Origin of the sequence: Pseudomonas sp. NPDC096925 (assembly GCF_044762545.1) — a bacterium.
Classification (GTDB): Bacteria; Pseudomonadota; Gammaproteobacteria; order Pseudomonadales; family Pseudomonadaceae; genus Aquipseudomonas.
Map to the genome: position 1 here is coordinate 232,950 of NZ_JBIWEM010000003.1, position 24,829 is coordinate 257,778.

The window sequence follows — 24,829 nt, forward strand, 5'->3', positions numbered from 1 at the left end:
GCGTGACCTCGCGGCCTCAATGCCAGCCAGACATCCACGCGCATGTCCAACTCTCATGTCCCGTCATCGCGACGCTCAAGCCGCTCCTCTGATTTTCTGCGTGTTGCATCATGCAAAGCGGACTCACCACTTTTGACTTATCGAGAAGGAAGCATTCATGAGTAAGCCTTTCGAGGACCGCATTCATGCCATGAATCAGATGTATAAGCTGCCGATCAACAGCGCTCCGACGCTTCTCGCCGATCCTGCGGACAAGCTCAGGAAGTTCAAGGCCACGCTGATGGCTGAAGTCCATGAGATCGACGAAATCGTCGAGATGATCGAGAAAGGTGAAGCCGAGATCGATGTCAAGGTTGCTATTGCCGACCTGCTGGGCGATGTGATGGTTTACTGCCGGTCTGAGGCCCTGAAATACGGGTTGCCATTGGAGGACGTCCTGGACGTCATCATGGACAGCAACGAAAGCAAACTGGGAGCAGATGGAAAGCCGATCTACGACGAGAACGGGAAGTTCCTCAAAGGCCCGAATTACTGGAAGCCAGAGCCCAGGATCAAAACCTTGCTTCTTGGCGCTGGGGACAAAGCGGACGCTTGATTGGAGAGACAGGCTTGAAACCTATCAACCTCGGCAAGACGCGTACGCTCAAAGACATCGAAGCGGCGATTCGCAAGATCTGCGACAGCCAGGGTGAGAGGTTTCTCATTCAGGCAGACATGCTCAGTGCGCGGCATGGCGCCATGCATGATGCCGCACGCCTGCAACTGATCGTTACCCTGGCCCGGCAGCAGTTGCAGAGCGACTACCTGGACTTCAACCCGCAAGCCGATGCTCAAGCCTTGCTGCACAACCTCGCTAACTGTTCGCCAGGTATTGCAGCCTTGCGCCTTTCCAAGGGTATCCGGTTGGGCGAGCAGACATTCAATCGGCGAGAGGTCTTTCAGGAGTCAGTCGAACGAATGCAGGCCATGGACGCCGGCAGGTACGAAGACGTCGTCAACGGCCGAGTCGTCGATTTGATCTGTGTTGCAGGATCGAAGGTTCAGCACCTGCGACCGCTGTTTAGCGCGGAGGGCAAGGTGAAGCCTGCGTCCGAAATGACCACTGAGATGCGCAGACTGATTGATTTCGTCAACAAGCAGAGCGGGCGTACCAGTGTTCCGGACTCTCTCCTCGAAAGCTTGGGCCTGCTCTGTTCTGAGCTTGTATCCAACACCCAGGAACACGCGACTTCAGACCATTTGGGCCACCCGTATTTCGCCCACGTAGAAGGCGTCATGGTCGGCTGGAAGCGACTTGAGGACGAGATTTTCGCTGAAGACTTTGACGGTAGTGAGGACTTGCGCCGTTACTGGCAGCGAGAGTCGTCCACCACCGACAACAACAAGACCAGCCTGCGCGCATTGCACATCAGCTTCTTCGACTCAGGCCCCGGATTCGCCTCCAGGCTTAGCGGCAGGAGGGTGCAAGAGATGTCGCTCCAGGAAGAGCGAGACTACCTACTCAAATGCCTGCAGCCACGCCAGTCTAGCAAGACTCTGGACGCTGCGGGCATCGGCCTGCCGGCCATCCTGAACGAGCTTCGCAAGGTGGGCGGATTGATCCGTATCCGTTCCGGTCGGCTGTGCATCTACAACCAGTTCGAAGAGAACGACCAGCACCGTCATCCTGACGATTTCAGGGATTGGGACACCACCGATTTGGCGCCCGTTGCAGGGGCTGTTGTCACCATCATGATTCCATTGAGGGGCATGTAATGGAGCGTTTCTATCAATGGATGTCCGCTGTCAGCGACCCCAGTGGCAGTCATGAAGCGTTGGTCGTCTGCTACAACGATTCCGAGCTCTCGGTTCAGCATGTCTTCACTGATATCGAGGTCGCTCTCAAGGCCCAACGGCATCTACCTGACTGCGTCTACATCCTGGGAACGTCTGATCAGCTATCCGTGTTCAGGAGCGGTTGGGCAGACGACCAAGACCGCCTGGCCAACCTCCTAAAGCGTGGCGAGAAAAACGCGCGTGTATGTGTCCATGAATACGTGTTCCTGGAGTGGAATGGCGCAAGCTTCAGCCCCCATGTGCTGGGCGGCAAAGAGCTTGTCTACCGTCATGATCCTAGCGCTCTCTTGAAGAATGGTTTGAGAACGCTGATCGAAAAGAACAACGTGATTCATGCAGCGCCATCCGCGCACTCCTTCAAGCACCCCTCCGGCACACTAAACAACGTGTTCATCCAAACCAGGGAACTGGCGAGCGATGAGGCCGAGGTGTGTGTGGTCGGGTATGCAATTGCACTCGAGTACGGTGCCAGGCTGCGCCAGGCTGGCAAGGTGTACATCGACACCATGGGCATCTATGCATTCGTGAAAAATGCGCTCGCTCGCCTAGACAGCAAAGCCGAAGTCATGAGCTTCCACTCCTACGAACGGCTCAAGACCATCTACCCGCCGGAAGGTGAGTATTTCTGCGTGGTATCAGCCTCCACATCTGGCGGTATGGCCAAGCAGATGGGGGAGCAGCGGTTCGCAGAGGAGTGCGTAGCCACACTGATCGATCGCACAGCGGATGGCCGATACGGAGGTGTGCTGGTCGCCCTGGACGACGTTGACTACCCACTGCCAGTCAAGGCGGAGGAAGGCTGCACGCTGATCGAGATCATAGGAGAGAACTTCTCGGCGAAATCCAAGCCACCCAAGTCGATCACGATATCCTTGAAGCACGACCCGAAGCGGCTGGCCAAATTCCACAAGTACTTCGGTATGGGAGGAATTGATGGATTCAACAAGTCGAGCAAGCCTCGCAAGCTGTTGACGCTCAATCCTGATGAGCTGCTGGCGGACGCAGCCTTCAGAAAATGGCTGGCCGCTGAAATTGACTGGTCGGTCTCCATGGCGACAAACCTGATCGTCTACGCCGACGATGACGGGTCGAAGAAACTCGGCGAGGTGGCCCATGAGATGCTCAGCGAGAAATGGGACGCAACCAAGTCAATCCGATGCGTGCCTTACAGCGAGCTCGATCAAGTCGATTTCGAAACCGTCTCCGGGGTGCTGGTCGCGACAGTGGTTGCGCGCGATGGCGGTATCCTGAGAGAGATCAGTCGTGATCTGCGGGCCTACATGGAAGCGACCGTGCCCCGCAGGTTCCTTGCACCGATCGGGATTCCACAGAGCGCGAGAGCCTGGACACTGCTCAAAACCTTCCTGATGAAGAACCCCACGCCCCGGGAATATGGCTTCTCTAACTGGCTGTGCCTGCCCATCGGAGATGACGGGAAAGAGAACGCCTGGAGTCGGTTGACCAAGGCTGTCTCTGCCGGGCAGGTCGATGACGTCGGTTTCACACCTGCAGTCGCGGACGAGGTTCGTCATCAGGCTCTTGATGAGGCCACCGAGCTGATTGAGGAGCACAGGCACAGCTTCCTGCCAAAACATAATGGCAACGCGCTCGCCCTATCCGATGGTTTTTTGTTCTTCGACCCCTCAAGTAATGTAGGCAAGGACTGCCAAAACGTACCGCAAAGCACGGTGTTCTTTACGATTGCTGCCGTCCTGCAGTTCGCTCGGGAGCACGAAAATCATGAGCTGCGCCTGCAACCGACGGGGTATGAATCCGTGGTGTTATCACCGGAGTGCTTCCTCCGGTTTAACGACAACGTCCTACAGGCGTCATTCCTCCGGGCGTGTCTCCCTTCAGAGCTTGATTACTCAGCAAGCCCGGAGCTGAGCAAGCTGATGAAGGAGTTCATCGCCAAGGTTTTCGCCCGCTGGGAGCGGACATACGGCGATGCCGCCTTGGAGTTTGCCGCTGCACTTGCTACCGGTACGCTGAAGCTCACGCAGGAAGACGCCCGGGCACTGCTCGAGGAGGCTATCGAAAACCGTAAGAACAAGGCCTCCAGCCTGCTGGGATTGCTCCTGCTCACCCAACGGGCGCTGTTCCCTGCCTCTTAAGGATAGAGCAGAGGCTGTAAACCAATTTTTTATACTGTTAACCGTAGTGGTTTACAGTGCAGAAAGTTGGTTTACAGCTATCTGTGTGAAGCGACAGTGACTGCAAGACGCCTTTGAAAACCAAGGTTCACCTTAGTTTTTGCAGATTTTTGGGCGATTGGGGTGAGAATCTAAGCTCTAGCTTAGTTTTTGCCCTAGCTGCGTAAACGGCTAGCGCTTGTCCGGAAAAGGGCAAGGGCAGGGTGCCTGGTGCGGGCGTGGCCGGCCGAACACTGTATATATTTACAGATTTATGTGTGCCCCCGAGAATCTGCCATCTGGATGACCTGATTAACAATGTCGAGCATGGCGGGTGGTCGCGAATGGAAAATGGCTACAGGCCCCGTGCCCCGGGCTTTTGAGGCTCATCAGGAATCCAGCACCGGGGCCAACATTGCACTTGGGGCCTAAGAGGTGCCGTATTTTCCAAAACTGTATAGATATACAGTTTTTAATTCCCGGCTGGGCCAAGCAATGCACTGCACAGATCGAACCGCGAAGCAGCGCATGACTGGCGGTGGCTCCAGGATGGCCAGGTGGGCTTATCATCGGCGCTGTTCCTGATCCTGAAGACTCAACAATCAGATGAGCAGAGCCGCGTTGCACCTCGATTCTATTGTGCGAACTGGAGGGGAGTTCGAGGCGGTTGGCCTACGAATCTCACGATTTCAAACTGTGCGTGATCAGGTTCGCCCGTCGGGAGATTAGCCAGCCACGCTTGAACACGGTCTTCCCAGCCGGCTTCGTAGAAGCGCGTGTCGGGCCAGAAGTTGTGGGCTCTGTCAGCAATCAGTTGCTTGGCAAGCTCTCGCTCGCGCGTACCGATCAAGCACCAAGCCACGAAGAATCTCTCATCCCAGTTAGCAGAGCATAGTAGATGTATTGGGGCGTCAGTTCCGATGCCCAGTTGATCAACTTCGCGGTCGAAACAAAACGTTCCGTTCAGTTGATCCAGCAAGGATCCTTCCGACATGATGTCGACGGCCTCGAAAAACCAACCAATTGCTTGAAATTGGCTAAGCCTTACAAGTTTCTTCTGGGCGACAGATAATGGGCGGGTGCCGAACCATTTTTGGGTTCGAGCGCGGGTGCATGAGGTGGTTTTTGTGCCGGGCATTTAAATGCCTCCATTACTGTTATTATATGCATACTGACATATTACGTATGGAGCAGCCGTACGCGCAACTTGAAGATTAAGATGCACTCAAAAGTACTGCATTACGAGTCTATCCACCAATGCGACACCAAGTAGCCCAGCTTACCCCTGAGCAACATGGCACTGATGCATTCTATTGTTGAAGGGTAGTTAGCACAGTCGCAACTGACTGTGTACGGCTGATTGAGATCCAATGCCGCCTGGTGAGATAAGTGCTATGGACGCGATGGGGCTGTTAACCCCTGTCGCGCATGCCCACGCCACGCACAGAGAGGCTACGTTCTTGATCGTGCGAGTGGTAATAGACGTTCTGAGTGGTGCTGAGACTGCTATGGCGCAAGTCCATCTGCAGATCCTTTGGACTCCGCAGCGGCGCGTCAAAAGTTGCAGAAGTATGCCGCAGCCAGTGCGCAGACGCTGCACGCAGGCTATTCATCTCGTGCTCTTCGCGCTCCTCCTCGCGCATTCGCGCGACCGCGTTATCGAACACTGATTGGAGGAGGGCGCGTACTTGTCGCCCCGACAGCCCTGAGCGACCTCGAAGAGTCATAAGCAGAGGCGTCTGCTCGTTCCATTCAGGCAACGGCGAAAGGCCAACAAACCGGCGGTAGCGTTTCAGGTACTTGGAGACATATTCATCCCTGACTGCGACCTTACCGGCCTTGTTGCCTTTCCCGATTACGTGGTACCACCAGTTTCCCTCTGGATCCTGGCGAAAATCACCCATGACCGGATGCCAGTTCGGTCGGCCAACGATGTCAGAGACCCGGAGATACATGGCAAACAGTGTGGCGACGATGAATAGAGTGCGCTCGTGTCGCTCAGGCTCATCCTGGGCCATCCGTTCTGCAGTCTCCAGCACATAGTCCCACTGCAAGGGCGTCAGGGCGCGATTCGAGCCTTCCTCTTGTGGCGTTCCACGGTTGAGGGTGCGCTTCTTTATCATCCGGAAAGGGTTCGCCGCAGCTGTCCCGTCTTCGATCATGTACTCAAAGAACCGGCTGCAGATCGTATAGATCTGGCTGAGGGTGCTCGGAGATGGCCTGTAACGCGTGACGTTCAGGGCCAGGCCAGGCTCTGCATCCCCGGAGGTGGCATCTGGCGCCGACTTCAGGTCATTCGATGAGTCCTTGGACTGCTTCAGGCTGAATGGCCTCCATTTCTCGTTGGGCATGACAGGGTCACCCCAAGCGGATTCGGTCTGATCGCTGGTCACGAAACGGCCGCGTACGACCGGGCCAATCCAGTCTGCAGGAGGATTCCGGCAGAACTCCAGGTAGTCTTCGGCATCCTGGCGTTTGAGCTGATCCAAAGGCTTCTGCTTGATGATAAGCGCCCATAGCAGCAGCCGCTCAACATGAGTTCTATAGGAAGTGAATGTCAGGCTGTTATCCGAGAAGGCCCTCAGAAAGTCACGGGCTGTAAGGTAGCCCTTGATGGCGTCTACTGAAGCTGGAAATTTCTCGATGTAATCACGGACGCATGCCATACAAGGTGTACGCAAGCTAAAGTCCAAATCAGTGAAGATTTCATAGGACTCGAATAGAGGCATTGGCTGCGTAGACATTGTGGCGCGTTACCGTGTGGTTTTGCTGTAGTAAGAAACTTCCAGTAATGGAAGTAATTGGAAGTTAGGGCAGGGTGGCTGCATCTGCTTCTGCATTTCTCATCCCCCCTGACCTAAACTGATTGACATTGATCGATGTTAGCCCTTGACGGTCTCCGCTGCAACTTTCCCTGCTCAGCGGCCTGAGTTCCAGTTATCGCTTGACAAATGATTTGAGCATGACTATTTGGGCGCATGGTTTTTCCACAAATTTTTCTGCAGGTGTGGTTTTCGTTTTCTGATTTTTTTGGCTTCTTGGGATTTTCGCCTTCTAGTTATTTTAGCTGTTAATTGTAAAACCTTGATCATCGGCCCACTGCGCTGTGGGGTTTTGCCCTATATAAGCATTTAAGTAAATATTGTCTGCTGTCAGATTTGGGCCGATGCCTCAGGCCTGGTGGGGGCTTCGGGTTTGCCCGGAGTTTCTGGGTGATACTGAGTGTTAGTGCTAGGTGGATGCGTTAAGGCCGCGAGGAAACGCCGGTTCGAGGCAGCCGTTCGGTGCTAATTTTTGGGTAACCCATCTAGTGGCTGAAGGCCTCAGTCGAGAACAACGGGCCAAACAATGAGTGGAAAATCACGAATGGTTTTTCCATTTAAAGATTTAAACGGAAAAACCATTTGGAATGTCCACTAATTTCTTTGAATTCTGAGGAATGCACGGATTTCAGGGGGTTCAGGGGATTTTGGGGCAAATGGGTGTATGGATTTTCCACTCATTGTTTTAAAGGATGGCCGCAGAATTTCAGGAAACGGCGATCGGGCTGTAGAGCGTCATTGTGGCGACTCGCGTACAGTTGAGCGTGTTGGCGGTGACCAGGAGCGCCGGCGGGCATCCGTGTGCGCATTTAGGTGGATATGGTGCAGGCCACGTATCACGGGAGGTTGAGGCGATTTAGCAGATTCAGATGACCTGGGCTTAGGGCGCTCAGCTTGGTTCAGACCAGGGCCGCTGAGTGCTGGTTAGAAGATGTTGAGCGGGTCGGTGTTCACGTGGAATGTCCACTCATTACGTCTCAGGAATTGGTAGGTCGGAATGTCCACTAAAATCTTCAAATGACGCTGGAGCCCTTGTCCTGCAAGGGGTTCAGGTCTTTCGGGGTTTCACCGCGTCAAAAATGATTCCACTAATTTCTCCTTGGCCGAGAGAGCTATTCCATTTGGAGCGCTTTTTGGAAAACCCATACAAATCAGTGCCTTGCGATTTTCAGCACAAAGAATTTTTCCACTTATTTCGTTAAAAATCCGGCCGAATCGGGGCGCCTGGTGTGCTTAAGGCTCCGGAACACAAGGGCTTGAGGGTGTTGGAGGGGGACTTTCCACTCAAAACGCGATTGGCGCATAAGCAGCAGGTTTGTCGATTCAGCGAGTTACGTGGCTCATGAACATTCGCAACATGACCTGTCGTTTAACATAATACTCATTATGCGCATCTTCGTATGAAGCTACCGGGGCCGAGGGTGGGCAGATTTGAAGCCAGGTCCCTGGCCTCGATCACTGTGCTACAGCTCTTGCTTGGACCTCTGCGATGTAACGCAGCACAAACGGGTCTTGCGAGCCTCGCTCCCTGTAGCAGCCAACCACACTGGTCAACGCCCACCGCAACAATCTCATCAGCACTGGATCGGAAAATTTCCAGCTGCTCGGCTCGTACTGATACCGGCTATTGATGAACACCTCCCGATACCGTTCGAATAAACCTTCCTGGCTGTCCAGGGTTTGGCGAATGGTTGCGGGCATGGCATGAAACAACGTCAACAAGTCGTGAGCGTCATGCTTTTGTTTTGGTGGAATCTTACCGATTGACTGCAGGTGCTGATGAGCCGCTTTGAGCGCTTCGACTTCGAGCTTGTAGGTTTCGCTGGACGTCCCTTGGTGCTGATCTGGCACCGAAATAAAAGCATTTCAGCAGGATTTCCATACCGATCGCTGCATTGACCATGGAAACATGTGGGAGGTTTTGGGCGTCTAGAAGCTCAGCAGCCTTGAGTTAGCTATGGGCGCTTTCAAGCATCCAGCCTGGACAGTGAGTCATTGTATGGTACTCCTTGATGGTGACTGCCGCCGAAGGTAGCTCATTCTTGAACGCTAGCGTGCAAACGTGGGCGTTAGCGATCACGCATGAGCTACCCCTGGTTCAACAGATGAGCTACCCTGCCCTTATAATATGACTCCAATGAATAACTACACTAAATATTCATTTTGTTTAGTTATATAAATTGCTTGTCCTATCTACCCTCCTGACACTCTCAATGCCATTGCAGAATCGGCCACCCCGTCGCGTCAGCATGCGCCCGCAACACGGGATCAGGATTGACTGTATGCGGCTTGGCGACCAGCGAAAGCAACGGCAGGTCATTGCGCGAATCCGAGTAGAAGTAGGCACCGTCCAACCCCTCGCCCTGCTCTTGCAGCCAGCTGTGAAGCCGCGTCACCTTGCCATCCCGGTAGGTCAATATCCCGCTGGTATTGCCGGTATAGGCGCCCTGCTGGTGTTCAAGGTCAATCGCCAGCACTTCTTCTACGCCAAGTTGTTTGGCGATACGGCTCACCAGGAAGTGCGCAGACGCTGAAATGATCAGCAGGCGGTCCCCCTCTTCGCGATGTCGCGCCAGGCAGGCAACAGCGTCTTTATGGATGCGCGGGGTGATGACATCTTCCACGAAGGGAGCCACCGCCTCGGCCACCTCCTCTATCGTACGGCCCACCAGGGGTGAGAGGCTGAAGGTCATGTACGCCTCCATGGCCAACTTGCCTTGCGCATAGAGCGCCATGAGTTCGCGGTCGCGCTCGATGAAGCTCGGCCCATCGACCCAACCGAGCGCGGCCATATGGCTGCTCCACAGGCTGGCACAGTCGCCATCGATAAGGGTGTCGTCCAGATCAAACAGTGCGAGGGCCATTGGCCACCTCCAAGGTACGGAATCAAGGGGCGACGGCCTTTTCAGCCATCGCCGGGTGAAATGACAATGGGATCAGCGAGTGGTTTGCGCGGATGTCGCGACACTGCCAGACGTCGTCTTGAATTCACTGACAGTCGCCTGACTTGCTGGGCGGCTGTTCCAGAACGGCACCAGCAGCAAACTGGCGAGCAACGCAGCGCCGGTGAAGACGAAGAACACAGTGAGGGTGTCGAAGTAGCCAGGCAGCAGCCCACCGAGGATCGCACCCACCGAGCCGCACCCGTTGACGAAGCCTGTGGCGGTGCCCGCGGACTCGCTGGTGCCGAAATCAATGGCGGCGGCGCCGCTGATCATCGAGTCTGGGCCATACAGCGTGACACCCATCATGAACAGCAAGCCGACCACCAGGTAGATGTTGCCGCTTTGCATTGTCGGCACGAACAGTATCAGCCACAGGGTCAGCGCCAGCAGGCTGATCACGCAGGCCGGCATGCGCCGAGCGCCGAACAGTCTGTCGGAGACGATGCCGATCAGAATCGGGCCGACCAGGCCCGCGACTTCGAACGCGGACGGCACAATGGCCGAAGCCACTTTGCCGATACTCGGCATGCGCTCGTAGACGATCACCGGCCCCCACATCAGGATTGCATAGCGAGCAGGCTTGAGCAGGAAATACGCTATTCCCAGCACCAGGACCGTACGATTGGCGAGCACCTTGCGCAGCGCCGTCCAGTAGTTCTCCCGTGGAACGTCGGTGCGCCCGGCCGACTGCGCCTCGTCTTCGACGGCGGGCAACCCTACATCCTGCGGGCGGTTGCGTTGCAGCAGGAAGAACAGCACGGCAACCACGAGCACGACGCCCGCCGAGGAGATGAACGCCATGCGCCAATCATGGGAGATCTGGTACGCCCACCACCCGGCGAACGGCGTTGCGACCAGGCCGCCGAACGCGTAGCAGGTGCTCCAATAGCCCAGCACGCGGCCGCGTTCACGGGTAGCGAAGAAGCATCCGATGTTCTTGCACAGCCCGGACCAGCCCGTGGATTGCGCCAACCCCTGAATCACCATGCAGCTGGCGAAGATCGGTAACGTCGCGAAGGTGCCCATGGCCAGCGCGGCCAGGGCCGATACCACCAGCCCGCCAAGCACGACGACGCGGGTACCGTAACGGTCAGCGAAGACACCCCATGCGAACTGGCCTACGGCATAGGCGGCCAGATACAGCGCGTCGAGGTTGGCCATGGCCGCTTTGTCGAGCATAAAGCTGGGGTCTTCGGCGATGCCCAGCTTGGCAACCGAAAAGGCCTTGCGGGTGAAATAGAACGCGGCATAGGCCAGCCACGTGATGATGAATATCTGAACGCGCCAGTGTCGAAGGGATTTCCAGTCATGGCGGGCGTTCTCAGGACTCTTGTACATGTTGTTGTCCTCTGTTGATTACCGCGACGTAGGCCTGGCACCCCTGCTCTGCTCGATCAAGGCGCCTGCCGGTAGGTATCCGGAACTTGCGAACCTGATCTTATATCCTGGTCTAGACCAAGACTTGACCCTGCACGGGCGTGTTCAACGTGCAAAGTCAATTTTCAGTTCAGCAGTCTTCGCTACGCCACTGCCGCGGGCTTACGCCAAACCAGCGGCGAAAAGCCCGGGAGAACGCACTGGTCTCGGAGTATCCGAGCAAACCCGCCAGGTCAGACACCGGCCGTTTGGGCTGTCGCAGGTAGTGCACCGCCAGATCCCGGCGGACCCTTTCGACCAACTGGCTGAAGCTCAAGCCTGCCTCGCGCAGGTGGCGCTGCAGCCCGGCCGGACTGAGCTCCAGTGCCTGCGCGATCCTCTCCAGGCAAGGCTCTCCACAGCTCAGGGCAAGGCGCACCTGAGTGTCCGCCTCATCCAGCAGGTTGCGCCGCTGATCGTGCGCGCCCAGGCGCTGGAGCACGTCCTGGACCAGAAACAGCAAATTGGCATCGCGCTCTGGCATCAGCTGATCTTTCAGGTCAGCCTTGGGGACGAGCATCGAGTTGCAACCGCGACCAAAATAGACAGGCGCGCCGAACGCCTGCTGATGCACTTGCCAGTCCTGTGGGCGAGCGTGCTCGAAGCTGACCGCGAACGGCGCCCAGTCCTTGCCCAGCACGTGGCGTATCAGGTTAAGCGCCATGCCCATGGTCAGTTCGGCATCCTGTCGACGCACCAGAATGGCGCTGTGCCGCACCTGGTAATCGAAGCGATAACACTCGCCGCAGTCGACCAGCCGTACCAAGGTATCGTGCTGGTGGTAAGGAAACGCCGCCGCGAAATTGCGCAGGGCGTCCTCCAGCACATTGGACAACAACCCGACATAGCCCAGCAGCCCGAGGGCTTGGGGCTGAAACTGCAGACCGTAGTGCAAACCGAAGTTATCGCAGTGCGACTGGCGGGCCGCCTCTTCCAGCACCTGGCAGTAATTGGTGAGCGGCAGGCTCAGCGTGGGTTGGCGCAGGCTTTCGGGATTGACCCCGGCCCGTCCGAGTATCAGGTCAATATCGCCTCCGACGCCTGTGACGAACCCCTCCAGCCCACTGGCAGCAGCCGACAGGACGCCGAGGTTGCCCGCAACTGGCGGGACGGTGCAGCAGAGCAGTGGGGAATGCATGGTCTAGTCCAGTTGAGGTTCGGTGCCTGAGTAATGCAAACACCATGCCCTGCCTTCACCCCTCAAAAAAGGCACTTTGCAGCCAGAGCTGCGGCAACGGAACTGGGGAAATGGGTAACATCGCGTAACAATCAGCCACGCGACTGCAAAGAACGCCAGAATACCTGCGACGGGCAGGCATGGCCGGTCTTTGGACAGCAGCCTGCCTGCGGATCCCTTGCCCCTGGATCCGCATAATCAACTGGGCTTGCTTTGAACACTTGCGTGCTACTGGTCTAGACCTGTTGGCGAGCTTTCATGCTTGTATGGCTGCCATATGAATGCCCGCCTCTGAACCCAATCCTCAAACAAGGCCGCCAAAACGCTTGTAGAAGCCTTCATTCACATCAGGTAAAGGCCCATCAGCCGTCTCCAGCGCGGTATTCAGCCATTCTTCTGCCTTGGCAAACACCAGGCGATAGAGGTTACGGCACAACTGTCGCGCAGCCCTTCCCTCCCAATCCCCTGGCAGCAGCTCGTCTGGCAGCTGCGGATCGCGCAGCAGCAGCCGGCGGTATTCGTGAATCAGCAGCGTGCGTGCCAGGAAGCAATCCTGGGCATCGAGCTGTTGCTGCTCTTTCAAGCCTTGCCATAGCGGCCTGAACAGCTGGATGAACTCGCTGTACTGCTGCCCCAGTTCGTCGATACGCCAGCTTTCCCGCACCTGGGCGCGCATGGCCTTGGAGGCGAGCACCTCCTGGGTGTGGGTTTCAAAGACGATGCTGTCGTCGCTGGCCTCCAGGTCACGCAAGGTGGCGGCCAGGTCGGCGCGGTCTGCCCGTGGGCAGCCCAGCAGGTTCGGCGCCATGGCCCCAAACCCCTGCCACTCCAGCTCCTCACGCAAAGCCTTGCGCTTGCCGGCCTCCAGTTGCGAGAGCAACACCAGCGTCCAGGCACCGTCCCAGGCAGGCTGGCTGGGGCTGTAGACCCGTTTGAAGGCTTTCTCGAACCGCCGGCGGCCCGTACCGGTCAGGCTGTAGTAGCTGCGCCGGCCAACCTTTTCGGCGGTGAGCCAGCCTTCCTTGGTAAGGCGGAAGATCGACGTGCGAATCAGGCGCTCGTTGATGCCGATCGGCTCCAGCAGGTTGATCAGGCTACCCAGCCAGACGGTTCCGCCGTGGGGCTCGATGGCATCGCCGTACAGGGTGATGATCAGCGAACTGGCGCGGATCGGCGTCTGTTCCTGGAAGCGGGTGATCAGGTGATTCAGTGGGGCGAGATTGCTCATGGGCGAACTGTGCGCGGATAAAGCACCGACTATACCTGCGCGGCGGGCCGCCTGGCCATTGCGTGAGGTAGCCAGGCTCATGCCGATGCCTGGCCTTTGGGCCTGACGCCAGTGTCTTCCATGCGTGGGCGCTCGGGCTCGACCTCGGCCAATGGCGGGCATTCGACCATGCTGTTCATGCAGCGTTGCGCCAGGTGCTGGTACTCCGCCGTGCCGCGCTGCTTCCAGGCCAGTTCCTGTTCGGTCAGCGGGCGCTTGACCTGGGCTGGCGAACCCATCACCAGGCTTTGCGCTGCACATTCGAAGCCCGCCTTGACGAATGCCGTGGCTGCGACGATGCAGCGTGGTGCCACATGGGCGCCATCCATCACCACCGCGTTCATGCCGATCAAGGCGTCTTCGCCCACCCGGCAGCCGTGCAGCACGGCACCATGCCCGACATGCCCGTTGCGTTCGACCACCGTGTCGCCACCCGGGAAGCCATGCATCACGCAGGTGTCCTGCAGGTTGGCGCCCTCCTCCAGCACGATACGGCCGAAATCCCCCCGCAGCGATGCCAGTGGGCCGACGTAGCAACGAGGGCCGACGATGACATCACCGATCAGCACGGCACTGGGGTGCACGTAGGCTGTCGGGTGAACCACCGGCGTCAGGCCGTCCAGTCGATAGCAAGGCATGGCAAAGCTCCTGAAATGATTTGAGATACACATCGATCTTGTATCACAAAGTAATTGAGCGTCAATTGCCAGGCTTGTGTATCGCTTTTGCTGGCGTGATTGCACTCGCGCAAATTCACCGAAATTCGCTGAAAAGCAGATGAATAAGCGATTCATCTGAAGTAAAAGCCAATCTGCCTAAACCGCAATCAACTCAAAAAGGGATACATGAAACAATTTTCAATGTTGCATTGATGTATCGCGTGATGCATATACTGGTTCCACCTGGACGTGATCCCGCATCACGCCCCTGCAAACAATTCCAAGAAATGCCGGCCCCACGATGTGCCGTGCGTGCAGCCAGAGGAACCCGACATGCCGCAATATCTCGATGTGCAGGCGTCTGAATACGGCGTCCAGCTCATTACCCTGCAACGGCCCGAGGCACTCAACGCCCTGTGCACCGAGTTACTGGCAGAGCTGGCCGCTGCACTGGAAGCGGCCGGGCAAGACGAGCAGACCCGCGCGGTGGTCATCACCGGCAGCCGCAAGGCATTCGCCGCAGGCGCCGATATCCGCGAGATGGCCGAGCGCGACCTGGTCGGAATCCTCAACGACCCCCGTGTGGCCCACTGGCAAAGCATCGCCGCTTTCGCCAAGCCGCTGATCGCCGCCGTCAATGGCTACGCCTTGGGTGGCGGCTGCGAACTGGTGATGTGCGCCGACATCGTCATCGCCGGCAGCGACGCTCGTTTCGGCCAGCCGGAAATCAACCTCGGCATTATCCCCGGCGCCGGTGGCACCCAGCGCCTGCTGCGGGCCGTAGGCAAGCCGTTGGCCATGCAAATGGTGCTGACCGGCGAGGCCATCAGCGCCCGGCATGCCTTGCAGGCCGGCCTGGTCAGCGAAATCACCCAGCCGGAACTCACCGTAGAGCGCGCCCTGCACATCGCCCGCAGCATTGCCGCCAAGGCCCCGCTGGCGGTGCGCCTGGCCAAGGAAGCGCTGCTCAAGGCCGGCGATACCGACCTGGCCAGCGGGCTGCGCTTCGAACGCCATGCCTTCACCTTGCTGGCCGGCACTACCGACCGCGACGAGGGCATTCGTGCCTTCCAGGAAAAACGCCAGGCCCGCTTCCAAGGCCGCTGATCATCTTTCCCTCGACTGACGGAGCGAGTCTGTCATGACTTTCCAGCACATCCTGTTTTCCATCGAGGACGGCGTCGCCCTCCTTTCGTTGAATCGCCCCGAACAGCTGAACAGCTTCAATACCGCCATGCACCTGGAAGTGCGCGAAGCGCTCAAACAAGTGCGCCAGAGCAGCGAAGCGCGGGTGTTGTTGCTGACTGCCGAAGGCCGAGGTTTCTGCGCCGGCCAGGACCTGTCCGATCGCAACGTCGCGCCAGGCGCCGAGATGCCGGACCTGGGCGAATCGATCGACACGTTCTACAACCCGCTGGTGCGCACCCTGCGCGACCTGCCGCTGCCGGTGATCTGCGCGGTCAACGGCGTGGCTGCCGGCGCCGGTGCCAACATCCCGCTGGCCTGCGACCTGGTGCTGGCCGCCCGCTCGGCCAGCTTCATCCAGGCCTTCTGCAAGATCGGCCTGGTGCCCGACTCTGGCGGTACCTGGCTGCTGCCGCGCCTGGTAGGCATGGCGCGGGCCAAGGCCCTGGCCATGCTGGGCGAGCGCCTGGGCGCCGAACAGGCCCAGCAATGGGGGCTGATCCACCGCGTGGTGGACGATGCCGCACTGCGCGACGAGGCCCTCACCCTCGCCCGCCAGCTCGCCACCCAGCCCACTTACGGCCTGGCCCTGATCAAGCGCAGCCTCAACGCCAGTTTCGACAACGGTTTCGATGAGCAACTGGAGCTGGAGCGCGACCTGCAGCGCCTGGCCGGGCGCAGCGAGGACTACCGCGAAGGCGTGAGTGCCTTCATGAACAAGCGCACACCGGCATTCAAGGGGCGTTGATCATGAGCGCACTCGCAAGCAATGCGCAGGTGGCGGTGATCGGTGCGGGCGCCATGGGCGCAGGCATCGCCCAGGTCGCGGCCCAGGCTGGCCACCCGGTAAAGCTCTACGACAACCGCCCGGGCGCTGCAGCCCAGGCGGTGGCCGGTATTGACCGGCAACTTGCTCGCCTGGTGGAAAAAGGCAAGTTGCAGGCCACCGAACGGGACGCAATCAGCGCCCGGCTGTGCCCGGTGGACGCCCTGGATGCCTTGGCCGATGCCCGCCTGGTGGTCGAGGCCATCGTCGAGAACCTGCAGGTCAAGCAGGCGCTGTTCAGCCAGCTGGAAGCCTTGTGCTGCGCTGACTGCATCCTCGCCAGCAACACCTCGTCGTTGTCCATCACCAGCCTGGCTGCCGGGCTGCAACGCCCGCAGCAGGTGGTCGGCATGCACTTCTTCAACCCGGCACCGCTGATGGCCCTGGTCGAAGTGGTCTCAGGCCTGGCCACCGCCCCGGCCATTGCCGCGTGCATTCACGCCACCGCCCAGGCCTGGGGCAAGCAGCCGGTGCACGCGCGCTCCACGCCGGGCTTCATCGTCAACCGCGTGGCCCGGCCATTCTATGCTGAAAGCCTGCGCCTGCTGCAGGAAGGCGCAGCCGATTGCGCCAGCCTCGATGCGCTGCTGCGTGATGCCGGTGGTTTCCGCATGGGCGCGTTCGAGCTCACCGACCTGATCGGCCACGACGTCAATTACGCCGTCACCTGCTCGGTCTTCGATGCTTTCTATGGTGACTTCCGCTTCCAGCCTTCGCTGGTGCAAAAAGAGCTGGTGGACGCGGGCCGTCTCGGGCGCAAGACCGGCCAAGGTTTCTATAGCTATGCCGAAGGCGCCGAACGCCCGCAACCAGCCGAACTGCATGGCGCCGCCATCGTGGATGCCTGCGTCGTCGAAGGCGACCTGGGGGTGATGCAGCCGCTGGTCCAGCGCCTGCGCCAAAGCGGCGTCGCCGTCACCCAGCGCGCCGGCAGCGGCCTGATCCAGGTGGGCGATGCCACCCTGGCCCTGTCCGATGGCCGCCTGGCCAGCCAGCGCGCCCGGGAAGATGGCCTGCGCAACCTGGTGCTGCTCGACCTGGCCCTGGACTACGGCACCGCCACCCGCCTCGCCATCAGCTGGTCGGCCGACACCAGCGACAATGCCCGCGACCAGGCGGTGGCCTTGCTGCGGCGTGCCGGCCTGAAGGTAACCGCAGTCGCCGACCTGCCCGGCCTGGTGGTGCTGCGTACCGTGGCGATGCTCGCCAACGAGGCCGCCGATGCGGTGCTGCACGGCGTCGCCAGCGCCGCCGACATCGACCTGGCCATGCGCGCCGGCGTCAATTACCCCCGCGGCCCGCTGGCCTGGGCCGCGAACATCGGCATCCCCCACACCCTGCGCGTGCTCGACAACCTGCAGCGCAGCTACGGCGAGAGCCGCTACCGCCCTTCCCTGCTGTTACGCCGCTGCGAAGCCAAAGGAGGCACCCTGCATGACTGAAGTCGAACTGGCACAAGCCTGTGCCGAGGCCATGTACGCCCGCGACCAGGCCACCCAGGGCCTGGGCATCCGCCTGCTGGAAGCCGGCCCGGGCCAGGCATGCCTGCGCATGCCGGTACGCGCCGACATGATCCAGGGCCATGGCACCTGCCATGGCGGCTTCCTGTTCGCCCTGGCCGACTCGGCGTTTGCCTTTGCCTGCAACAGTTACGACCAGGCCACCGTCGCCCTGGGCTGCAGCATCGACTACCTGGCCCCGGCGCTGCGCGATGACGTGCTTACCGCCCGCGCCAGCGAGGTCAGCCGCAAGGGCCGCACCGGCCTGTACGAGGTCCGCATCGAGAACCAGCGCGGTGAGCTGGTGGCGATGTTCCATGGCAAATCCTACAAAGTGCGCGGCACTGTGCTGGCGCAGGAGACGCAAGATGACTGAACACACCCTGGCCGATGCCTTAATCATCGACGCCGTGCGCACACCCATTGGCCGTTATGCCGGGGCCTTGAGCGGCGTGCGCGCCGATGACCTGGCCGCCATCCCGCTCAAGGCCCTGATCCAGCGCCACCCCGAACTGGACTGGAAAGCCATCGACGACGTCATCCTCGGCTGTGCCAACCAGGCTGGCGAGGACAACCGCAACGTGGCGCACATGGCCAGCTTGCTGGCCGGGCTGCCGATCGAAGTGCCGGGCACCACCATCAACCGCCTGTGCGGCTCCGGCCTGGATGCCATCGGCAATGCGGCCCGCGCCCTGCGCTGCGGCGAGGCCGGGCTGATGCTGGCCGGTGGCGTGGAGTCGATGTCACGCGCGCCGTTCGTCATGGGCAAGTCGGAGCAGGCATTCGGCCGCGCAGCCGAGCTGTTCGACACCACCATCGGCTGGCGTTTCGTCAACCCGCTGATGAAGGCGGCCTTCGGTACCGATTCGATGCCGGAAACGGCCGAGAACGTTGCCGAACAGTTCGGTATTTCCCGCGCCGACCAGGACGCCTTCGCCCTGCGCAGCCAGCACAAGGCCGCTGCCGCCCAGGCCCGCGGGCGCCTGGCACGGGAAATCGTGCCGGTCGAGATCCCGCAGCGCAAAGGCCCGGCCAAAGTGGTCGAGCACGACGAACATCCCCGCGGCGACACCACCCTGGAGCAACTGGCCAGGCTCGGCACCCCGTTCCGCGAGGGCGGCAGCGTCACCGCCGGCAATGCTTCCGGGGTCAACGACGGTGCCTGTGCCCTGCTGCTGGCCAGCAGCGCCGCCGCCCACCGCCATGGCCTGAAGGCCCGCGGCCGCATCGTCGGCATGGCGGTGGCCGGGGTCGAACCACGGCTGATGGGCATCGGCCCGGTGCCGGCTACCCGCAAGGTGCTGGCGCTTATCGGGCTGTCGCTGGCCGACATGGACGTCATCGAGCTCAACGAGGCCTTTGCCGCCCAGGGCCTCGCGGTACTGCGCGAGTTAGGCCTGGCCGACGACGACGAGCGGGTCAACCGCAACGGCGGTGCCATCGCCCTCGGCCACCCGCTGGGCATGAGCGGTGCACGCCTGGTCACCACCGCGTTGCACGAGCTGGAAGAAACTGCCGGACGCTACGCCCTGTGCACCATGTGCATCGGCGTTGGCCAGGGCATCGCGATGGTCATCGAACGCCTCTGAGCGGTTCAGACCATCGGCTTGTTACCGAACCGAACGCAGCCGTATATGCTGCGCTCATGACACTCACCACGCGGCCTGCAACCGGGACCGCGCGGCGTACAAGAACAATTCGAGTGAAGCCATGAACATGTACCATGATGCCGATCGTGCCCTGTTGGACCCGATGGAAACCGCCAGTGTCGACGCCCTGCGCCAGCACCAGCTGGAGCGCCTGCGCTGGAGCCTGAAGCACGCCTATGACAACGTGCCGCTGTATCGCCAGCGCTTTGCCGAGTGTGGCGCCCACCCCGACGACCTCAAGTGCCTCGAAGACCTGGCGAAGTTCCCTTTCACCGGCAAGAACGACCTGCGCGACAACTACCCCTACGGCATGTTCGCCGTGCCCCAGCAGGAGGTGGTGCGCCTGCACGCCTCCAGCGGCACCACCGGCAAGCCGACGGTGGTCGGCTACACCCAGAACGACATCGACACCTGGGCCAATGTGGTCGCCCGCTCGATCCGCGCCGCGGGTGGGCGCAAGGGTGACAAGGTGCATGTTTCCTACGGCTACGGCCTGTTCACCGGCGGGCTTGGCGCGCATTACGGTGCCGAGCGCCTGGGCTGCACGGTGATCCCCATGTCCGGTGGCCAGACCGAGAAGCAGGTGCAGCTGATTCGCGACTTCCAGCCCGACATCATCATGGTCACCCCCTCCTACATGCTCAACCTGGCCGACGAGATCGAGCGCCAGGGCATCGACCCGCACGACCTCAAGCTGCGCCTGGGCATATTCGGCGCCGAGCCATGGACCGACGAGTTGCGCCGCTCGATCGAGCAACGGCTGGGTATCGATGCCCTCGACATTTATGGCCTGTCGGAAATCATGGGGCCTGGGGTGGCGATGGAGTGCATCGAAACCAAGGATGGCCCGACCATCTGGGAGGATCATTTCTACCCCGAGATCATCGACCCGGTCACCGGCGAGGTGCTGCCGGACGGCCAGCTGGGCGAACTGGTGTTCACCTCGCTGAGCAAGGAAGCGCTGCCAATGGTGCGCTACCGCACCCGCGACCTCACTCGTCTGCTACCCGGTACCGCACGGCCGATGCGCCGGATCGGCAAGATCACTGGCCGCAGCGATGACATGCTGATCATTCGCGGGGTCAACGTGTTCCCGACCCAGATCGAGGAGCAGGTGCTAAAAATAAAACAGCTTTCAGAAATGTATGAGATTCATCTGTATCGCAATGGAAACCTGGACAGCGTCGAGGTGCATGTGGAATTGCGCGCAGAGTGCCAGCACCTCGATGAAGGCCAGCGCAAGCTGTTGACCGCGGAACTGACCAGGCAGATCAAGACCTATATCGGCATCAGCACCCAGGTGCGCCTGCAGCCCTGCGGCACGCTCAAGCGTTCCGAGGGCAAGGCTTGCCACGTGTTCGACAAACGGTTGGCCAGCTGATTCATTCGGCTGCCTTTTCGGCCCCGGCATCGTCCGGGGCTTTTTTTTTGCGTTTTTTCGGCTGGCCTCTTCGCCGGTAAACCCGCTCCCACAGGAGTCGCATCATGCCTGGGGCTGCACATGACCTGTGGGAGCGGGTTTACCCGCGAAAGGGCCACCAATGTGATACACAAATCTTATTTGATACACACAAATGTGTTTGACGTTATGTTTTGTATCGCTTACAAATGACTCATGCCTTAGCAGGAGTCGGAACACATGTACGCACAGCTAGTGGAAACCGGAGTAAAGCGCGTCAAGTCGCTGGAAGAGATGTCGCCCGAGGAGCGCAACTTCCAGGAAAAGATCGACGCCGAAATCAAGATCGAAGCCAAGAACTGGATGCCCGAGGCCTATCGCCAGACCCTGATCCGGCAGATCTCCCAGCACGCCCACTCGGAAATCGTCGGCATGCTGCCCGAAGGCAACTGGGTCACCCGCGCCCCAAGCCTCAAGCGCAAACTGCAGCTGATGGCCAAGATCCAGGACGAAGCCGGCCACGGCCTGTACCTGTACAGCGCCATGGAAACCCTGGGCGCCGACCGTGACGAAGAAATTGCCAAGCTGCACAGCGGCAAGGCCAAGTATTCGAGCATCTTCAACTACCCCACCCTCAGCTGGGCCGACATGGGCGCAGTAGGCTGGCTGGTGGATGGCGCTGCCATCGTCAACCAGGTGGTGCTGCAGCGCACCTCCTACGGCCCCTACTCACGCGCGATGATCCGCATCTGCAAGGAAGAGAGCTTCCACCAGCGCCAGGGCTACGAAATCCTCCTGACCATGATGCGCCACGGCACCCAGGCCCAGCGGGACATGGTCCAGGACGCGATCAACCGCCTGTGGTGGCCGGCGCTGATGATGTTCGGCCCCAGCGACGAGCATTCCCCGAACAGCGCCCAGTCCATGGCCTGGAAGATCAAGCGCCAGACCAACGATGAACTGCGCCAGCGCTTCATCGACCAGACCGTGCCGCAGCTCGAACTGCTCGGCTGCACCGCCCCCGACCCCGAACTGAAGTGGAACGCCGAGCGCGGCCACTACGACTTCGGCGAAATCCAGTGGGACGAGTTCTACGAAGTGATCAAGGGCAATGGCCCGTGCAACCAGGAACGTGTCGCCACCCGGCGCAAGGCCATCGAGGACGGCGCCTGGGTACGCGAGGCCGCCGTGGCCTACGCGCGCAAGCAACAGAACAAGAACGCCGCCTGAGCGGCGAATGATGCGGAGATCGAAAATGTCTGTCTGGACCCTCTACGAAGTGTTCGTGCGCAGCAAGCACGGCCTTAACCACAAGCATGTCGGCAGCGTGCACGCCGCCGATGCCGCCATGGCCATCGAAAACGCCCGTGAGCTGTACACCCGCCGCAGCGAAGGCGTCAGCCTTTGGGTGGTGCCCTCGGCACTGATCACCGCCTCTTCCCCCGACGAGAAAGACCCGCTGTTCGCCCCGGCGGACGACAAGGTCTACCGCCATGCCAGCTTCTACGAACTGCCCGACGAAGTCGGACACATGTGAGGTTGGCCATGCACAACGAAACCCTTATCCCCTACCTGCTGCTGCTCGGCGACAGTGCCCTGGTGCAGGGCCAGCGCCTTTGCGAATGGTGTGGCCGCGCACCGGCCATCGAAGAAGAGCTGGCCCTGATGAACGTCGGCCTCGACCTGGTCGGCCAGGCGCGCAACTGGCTGGAGTACGCCGCCGAGCTGCTCGATGACGGCCGTGACGCCGACGCCCTGGCCTTCCGTCGTGACGAGCGGGCCTATCGCAACCTGCTGCTGGTCGAGCAGCCCAACGGCGATTTCGCCGTGACCATGACCAAGCAGTTTTTCTATGACGCCTGGCATTACGCCGTGCTTCAGGGCCTGGTCAGCTCGAACGACGAACGTATCGCCGGTATCGCCGCCAAGGCCCTGAAGGAAGTCACCTACCACCTGCGCCGCTCCAGCGAGTGGGTGCAACGCCTGGGCGGTGGCACCGAAGAAAGCCGCCAACGCATGCTCGCGGCCATCCCTGCACTGTGGCGCTTCACCGTCGAGTTGGCCGCCGGCAGCGACAATGAAGTGCACCTGGCGCAAGCGGGTGTTGCCGCCGACCCGGCTGCCGTCGGCGCTGCCTGGCTCAAGCAGGTTGGCGAGACGTTCTCTTCGGTCGAGCTGCCGCTGCCCAAGGCCGCCGGCCACTTTTACCTGGACGGTCGCAAAGGCCTGCACACCGAGCACCTCGGCCTGCTGCTGGCCGAAATGCAGTTCCTGCCAAGGGCGTACCCCGATGCAACCTGGTGAGCTGATTGCCGGCGACCGTGGCGCCCGCGCACAGCAAAGCGACGACCTGGCCCGGGCCTGGGCGGTACTGGCCCAGGTCATGGACCCGGAAGTGCCCGTGGTCAGCGTGGTCGACCTGGGAATCGTGCGTGACCTCGACTGGCACGCCGGCCACCTGCACCTGGTGGTCACGCCGACCTACTCCGGCTGCCCGGCCACCGAGGTGATCGAGGGTGATATCCGCCAGGCGCTGGAACAGGCCGGTTTTCCCGCGCCAGCCCTGGAGCGCCGGCTGACCCCGGCCTGGAGCACTGACTGGATCAGCGAACTGGGCCGCGAGCGCCTGCGCGCCTATGGCATCGCCCCGCCACAGGGCAGCACCAGCAAGCGCAGCCTGCTCGGCGAGGCGCCCCAGGTGTGCTGCCCGCAGTGCGGCAGCGCCCATACCGAATTGCTCAGCCAGTTCGGCTCCACCGCCTGCAAGGCGCTGTACCGCTGCCGCGAGTGCCTGGAGCCGTTCGACTATTTCAAATGCATTTGAGCCGTGGAGAACGCCATGAGCCAGTTTCACAGCCTGACCATCAAGCAAGTGCGCAACGAGACCCGCGATGCGGTGTCGATTGCCTTCGACGTGCCCGAGCACCTGCAGGCGCAGTTCCGTTTCACCCAGGGCCAGTACCTGGTCATGCGTACCCGGCTGGACAACGAAGAAGTCCGCCGTTCCTACTCCATCTGCAGCGCCGTGCAGGACGGCGAGCTGCGTGTGGCGGTAAAGCGGGTGCCTGGCGGGCGCTTCTCGGCATTTGCCAATGACATGCTCAAGGCCGGCCAGCAGCTGGAAGTGATGCCGCCATCGGGCAGCTTCTTCGTGCCGTTGGACCCGGCCCGCCAGGGCAACTATCTGGGCGTGGCTGCCGGCAGCGGCATTACCCCGATCCTGTCGATCATCGCCACTACCCTGGCCAGCGAGCCACACAGCCGCTTCACCCTGCTGTACGGCAACCGCTCAAGCTCCGGCGCACTGTTCCGCGACAAGCTGGAAGACCTGAAGAACCGTTACCTCGACCGCCTGAACCTGATTTTCGTGTTCAGCCGCGAGCAGCAGGATGTCGACCTGTACAACGGCCGCATCGACGCCGACAAGTGCGGCCAGTTGTTCTCCCGCTGGATGGACGTTGCCAGCCTGGATGCCGCGTTCATCTGTGGGCCGCAGGCGATGACCGAGACGGTGCGCGACAGCCTGCGGGCCAATGGTATGGCCAAGGAACGCATCCATTTCGAGTTGTTTGCCGCCGCCGGCAGCGAAACCCGTCGTGAAGCCCGCGAGGCGGCGCGCCAGGTGGACTCGGCGCTCAGCCACATCACCGTGATCAGCGACGGCCGCGCCCTCACCTTCGACCTGCCACGCAACACCCGGAACGTGCTGGACGCCGGCAATGCCATCGGCGCCGAGCTGCCTTATTCGTGCAAGGCCGGCGTGTGCTCGACCTGCAAGTGCCGGGTAATCGAGGGCGAAGTGGAGATGGACAGCAACCATGCCCTGGAGGACTACGAAGTGGCGGCCGGGTATGTGCTGTCGTGCCAGACCTACCCGGTGAGCGACAAGGTAGTGCTCGATTTCGACCAGCTCTGAGACCGAGTCGCCTGCTTCGCGGGCGCGCCCGCTCCCACAGGGATAGCACAAGTCTCAAGCACACCGCCGCACCTGTGGGAGCGGGCATGCCCGCGAAGAGG

Annotated in this window: 22 protein-coding genes; 14 read left to right on the forward strand and 8 right to left on the reverse strand. The window is 60.5% G+C overall.

The annotated features are described in order from the left end of the window. The first annotated feature begins 157 nt into the window (after window positions 1-157). From ACIQYU_RS11555 to ACIQYU_RS11565, 3 genes are read left to right on the forward strand one after another with little or no spacing between them, the layout of a single operon-like run. Window positions 158-595, forward strand: coding sequence for a pyrophosphatase (locus ACIQYU_RS11555; protein ID WP_402799883.1), 438 nt, complete (start codon window positions 158-160; stop codon window positions 593-595). Continuing rightward, entirely contained in the window at window positions 592-1,755 is a 1,164-nt protein-coding gene (locus ACIQYU_RS11560) for a hypothetical protein (RefSeq protein ID WP_402799885.1), read from the forward strand. The genes ACIQYU_RS11555 and ACIQYU_RS11560 overlap by 4 nt, the downstream gene beginning before the upstream one ends. Continuing rightward, window positions 1,755-3,950, forward strand: coding sequence for a hypothetical protein (locus ACIQYU_RS11565; RefSeq protein WP_402799888.1), 2,196 nt, complete (start codon window positions 1,755-1,757; stop codon window positions 3,948-3,950). The genes ACIQYU_RS11560 and ACIQYU_RS11565 overlap by 1 nt, the downstream gene beginning before the upstream one ends. 652 nt (window positions 3,951-4,602) lie before the next feature. Here the strand turns inward: ACIQYU_RS11565 and ACIQYU_RS11570 are convergent. The 8 genes from ACIQYU_RS11570 to paaY form a co-directional block, all read right to left on the reverse strand. After that, window positions 4,603-5,106, reverse strand: a complete 504-nt coding sequence (locus ACIQYU_RS11570) for a hypothetical protein (protein ID WP_402799891.1) — start codon at window positions 5,104-5,106, stop codon at window positions 4,603-4,605. A gap of 274 nt (window positions 5,107-5,380) precedes the next feature. Beyond that, entirely contained in the window at window positions 5,381-6,712 is a 1,332-nt protein-coding gene (locus ACIQYU_RS11575) for a tyrosine-type recombinase/integrase (RefSeq protein WP_402799895.1), read from the reverse strand. Window positions 6,713-8,245: 1,533 nt separating this feature from the next. Continuing rightward, window positions 8,246-8,641 carry a hypothetical protein gene (locus ACIQYU_RS11580; RefSeq protein ID WP_402799898.1) on the reverse strand — a complete coding sequence of 132 codons (396 nt, stop codon included), beginning with the start codon at window positions 8,639-8,641 and terminating at the stop codon, window positions 8,246-8,248. Window positions 8,642-9,000: 359 nt separating this feature from the next. Then, window positions 9,001-9,654, reverse strand: coding sequence for an HAD family phosphatase (locus tag ACIQYU_RS11585; protein WP_241105551.1), 654 nt, complete (start codon window positions 9,652-9,654; stop codon window positions 9,001-9,003). A gap of 72 nt (window positions 9,655-9,726) precedes the next feature. Then, window positions 9,727-11,073, reverse strand: a complete 1,347-nt coding sequence (locus tag ACIQYU_RS11590; RefSeq protein ID WP_063914656.1) for an MFS transporter — start codon at window positions 11,071-11,073, stop codon at window positions 9,727-9,729. Between the two features lie 169 nt (window positions 11,074-11,242). After that, window positions 11,243-12,289 carry an AraC family transcriptional regulator gene (locus ACIQYU_RS11595; RefSeq protein ID WP_241105553.1) on the reverse strand — a complete coding sequence of 349 codons (1,047 nt, stop codon included), beginning with the start codon at window positions 12,287-12,289 and terminating at the stop codon, window positions 11,243-11,245. A gap of 343 nt (window positions 12,290-12,632) precedes the next feature. Beyond that, on the reverse strand, window positions 12,633-13,556 hold the full coding sequence (gene paaX / locus ACIQYU_RS11600) for a phenylacetic acid degradation operon negative regulatory protein PaaX (protein WP_207832016.1): 924 nt from the start codon (window positions 13,554-13,556) through the stop codon (window positions 12,633-12,635). A gap of 77 nt (window positions 13,557-13,633) precedes the next feature. After that, window positions 13,634-14,233, reverse strand: a complete 600-nt coding sequence (gene paaY / locus ACIQYU_RS11605) for a phenylacetic acid degradation protein PaaY (RefSeq protein WP_207832014.1) — start codon at window positions 14,231-14,233, stop codon at window positions 13,634-13,636. Between the two features lie 354 nt (window positions 14,234-14,587). Between paaY and paaF the strand changes: the two genes are divergently transcribed. From paaF to paaE, 11 genes are all read left to right on the forward strand, one after another. Beyond that, window positions 14,588-15,361 (forward strand): 2,3-dehydroadipyl-CoA hydratase PaaF, encoded by a 774-nt coding sequence (gene paaF / locus ACIQYU_RS11610; protein WP_402799906.1) that lies wholly within the window; start codon window positions 14,588-14,590, stop codon window positions 15,359-15,361. A gap of 34 nt (window positions 15,362-15,395) precedes the next feature. Continuing rightward, complete coding sequence (gene paaG, locus ACIQYU_RS11615) at window positions 15,396-16,187, forward strand: 2-(1,2-epoxy-1,2-dihydrophenyl)acetyl-CoA isomerase PaaG (RefSeq protein ID WP_233687810.1); 792 nt, start codon at window positions 15,396-15,398, stop codon at window positions 16,185-16,187. 2 nt (window positions 16,188-16,189) lie between these two features. After that, on the forward strand, window positions 16,190-17,707 hold the full coding sequence (paaH, locus tag ACIQYU_RS11620; protein ID WP_402799909.1) for a 3-hydroxyacyl-CoA dehydrogenase PaaH: 1,518 nt from the start codon (window positions 16,190-16,192) through the stop codon (window positions 17,705-17,707). Then, entirely contained in the window at window positions 17,700-18,140 is a 441-nt protein-coding gene (gene paaI / locus ACIQYU_RS11625) for a hydroxyphenylacetyl-CoA thioesterase PaaI (protein WP_207832005.1), read from the forward strand. The genes paaH and paaI overlap by 8 nt, the downstream gene beginning before the upstream one ends. Continuing rightward, window positions 18,133-19,353, forward strand: a complete 1,221-nt coding sequence (gene pcaF / locus ACIQYU_RS11630) for a 3-oxoadipyl-CoA thiolase (protein ID WP_333957561.1) — start codon at window positions 18,133-18,135, stop codon at window positions 19,351-19,353. Before paaI ends, pcaF begins: the two co-directional genes overlap by 8 nt. Before the next feature lie 121 nt (window positions 19,354-19,474). Then, complete coding sequence (paaK, locus tag ACIQYU_RS11635) at window positions 19,475-20,794, forward strand: phenylacetate--CoA ligase PaaK (protein ID WP_241105558.1); 1,320 nt, start codon at window positions 19,475-19,477, stop codon at window positions 20,792-20,794. Between the two features lie 258 nt (window positions 20,795-21,052). Continuing rightward, window positions 21,053-22,042, forward strand: a complete 990-nt coding sequence (gene paaA, locus ACIQYU_RS11640) for a 1,2-phenylacetyl-CoA epoxidase subunit PaaA (protein ID WP_015270325.1) — start codon at window positions 21,053-21,055, stop codon at window positions 22,040-22,042. Window positions 22,043-22,067: 25 nt separating this feature from the next. Next, entirely contained in the window at window positions 22,068-22,349 is a 282-nt protein-coding gene (gene paaB, locus ACIQYU_RS11645; protein WP_013972614.1) for a 1,2-phenylacetyl-CoA epoxidase subunit PaaB, read from the forward strand. An 8-nt stretch (window positions 22,350-22,357) separates the two neighbouring features. Beyond that, window positions 22,358-23,116, forward strand: coding sequence for a 1,2-phenylacetyl-CoA epoxidase subunit PaaC (paaC, locus tag ACIQYU_RS11650; RefSeq protein WP_333957564.1), 759 nt, complete (start codon window positions 22,358-22,360; stop codon window positions 23,114-23,116). Next, window positions 23,103-23,636, forward strand: a complete 534-nt coding sequence (paaD, locus tag ACIQYU_RS11655) for a 1,2-phenylacetyl-CoA epoxidase subunit PaaD (RefSeq protein WP_207831996.1) — start codon at window positions 23,103-23,105, stop codon at window positions 23,634-23,636. Before paaC ends, paaD begins: the two co-directional genes overlap by 14 nt. A 15-nt stretch (window positions 23,637-23,651) precedes the next feature. Next, the gene (gene paaE / locus ACIQYU_RS11660) at window positions 23,652-24,728 is read left to right on the forward strand and encodes a 1,2-phenylacetyl-CoA epoxidase subunit PaaE (RefSeq protein WP_207831994.1); all 1,077 of its coding nucleotides are present in this window, start codon (window positions 23,652-23,654) and stop codon (window positions 24,726-24,728) included. Window positions 24,729-24,829 lie beyond the last annotated feature (101 nt).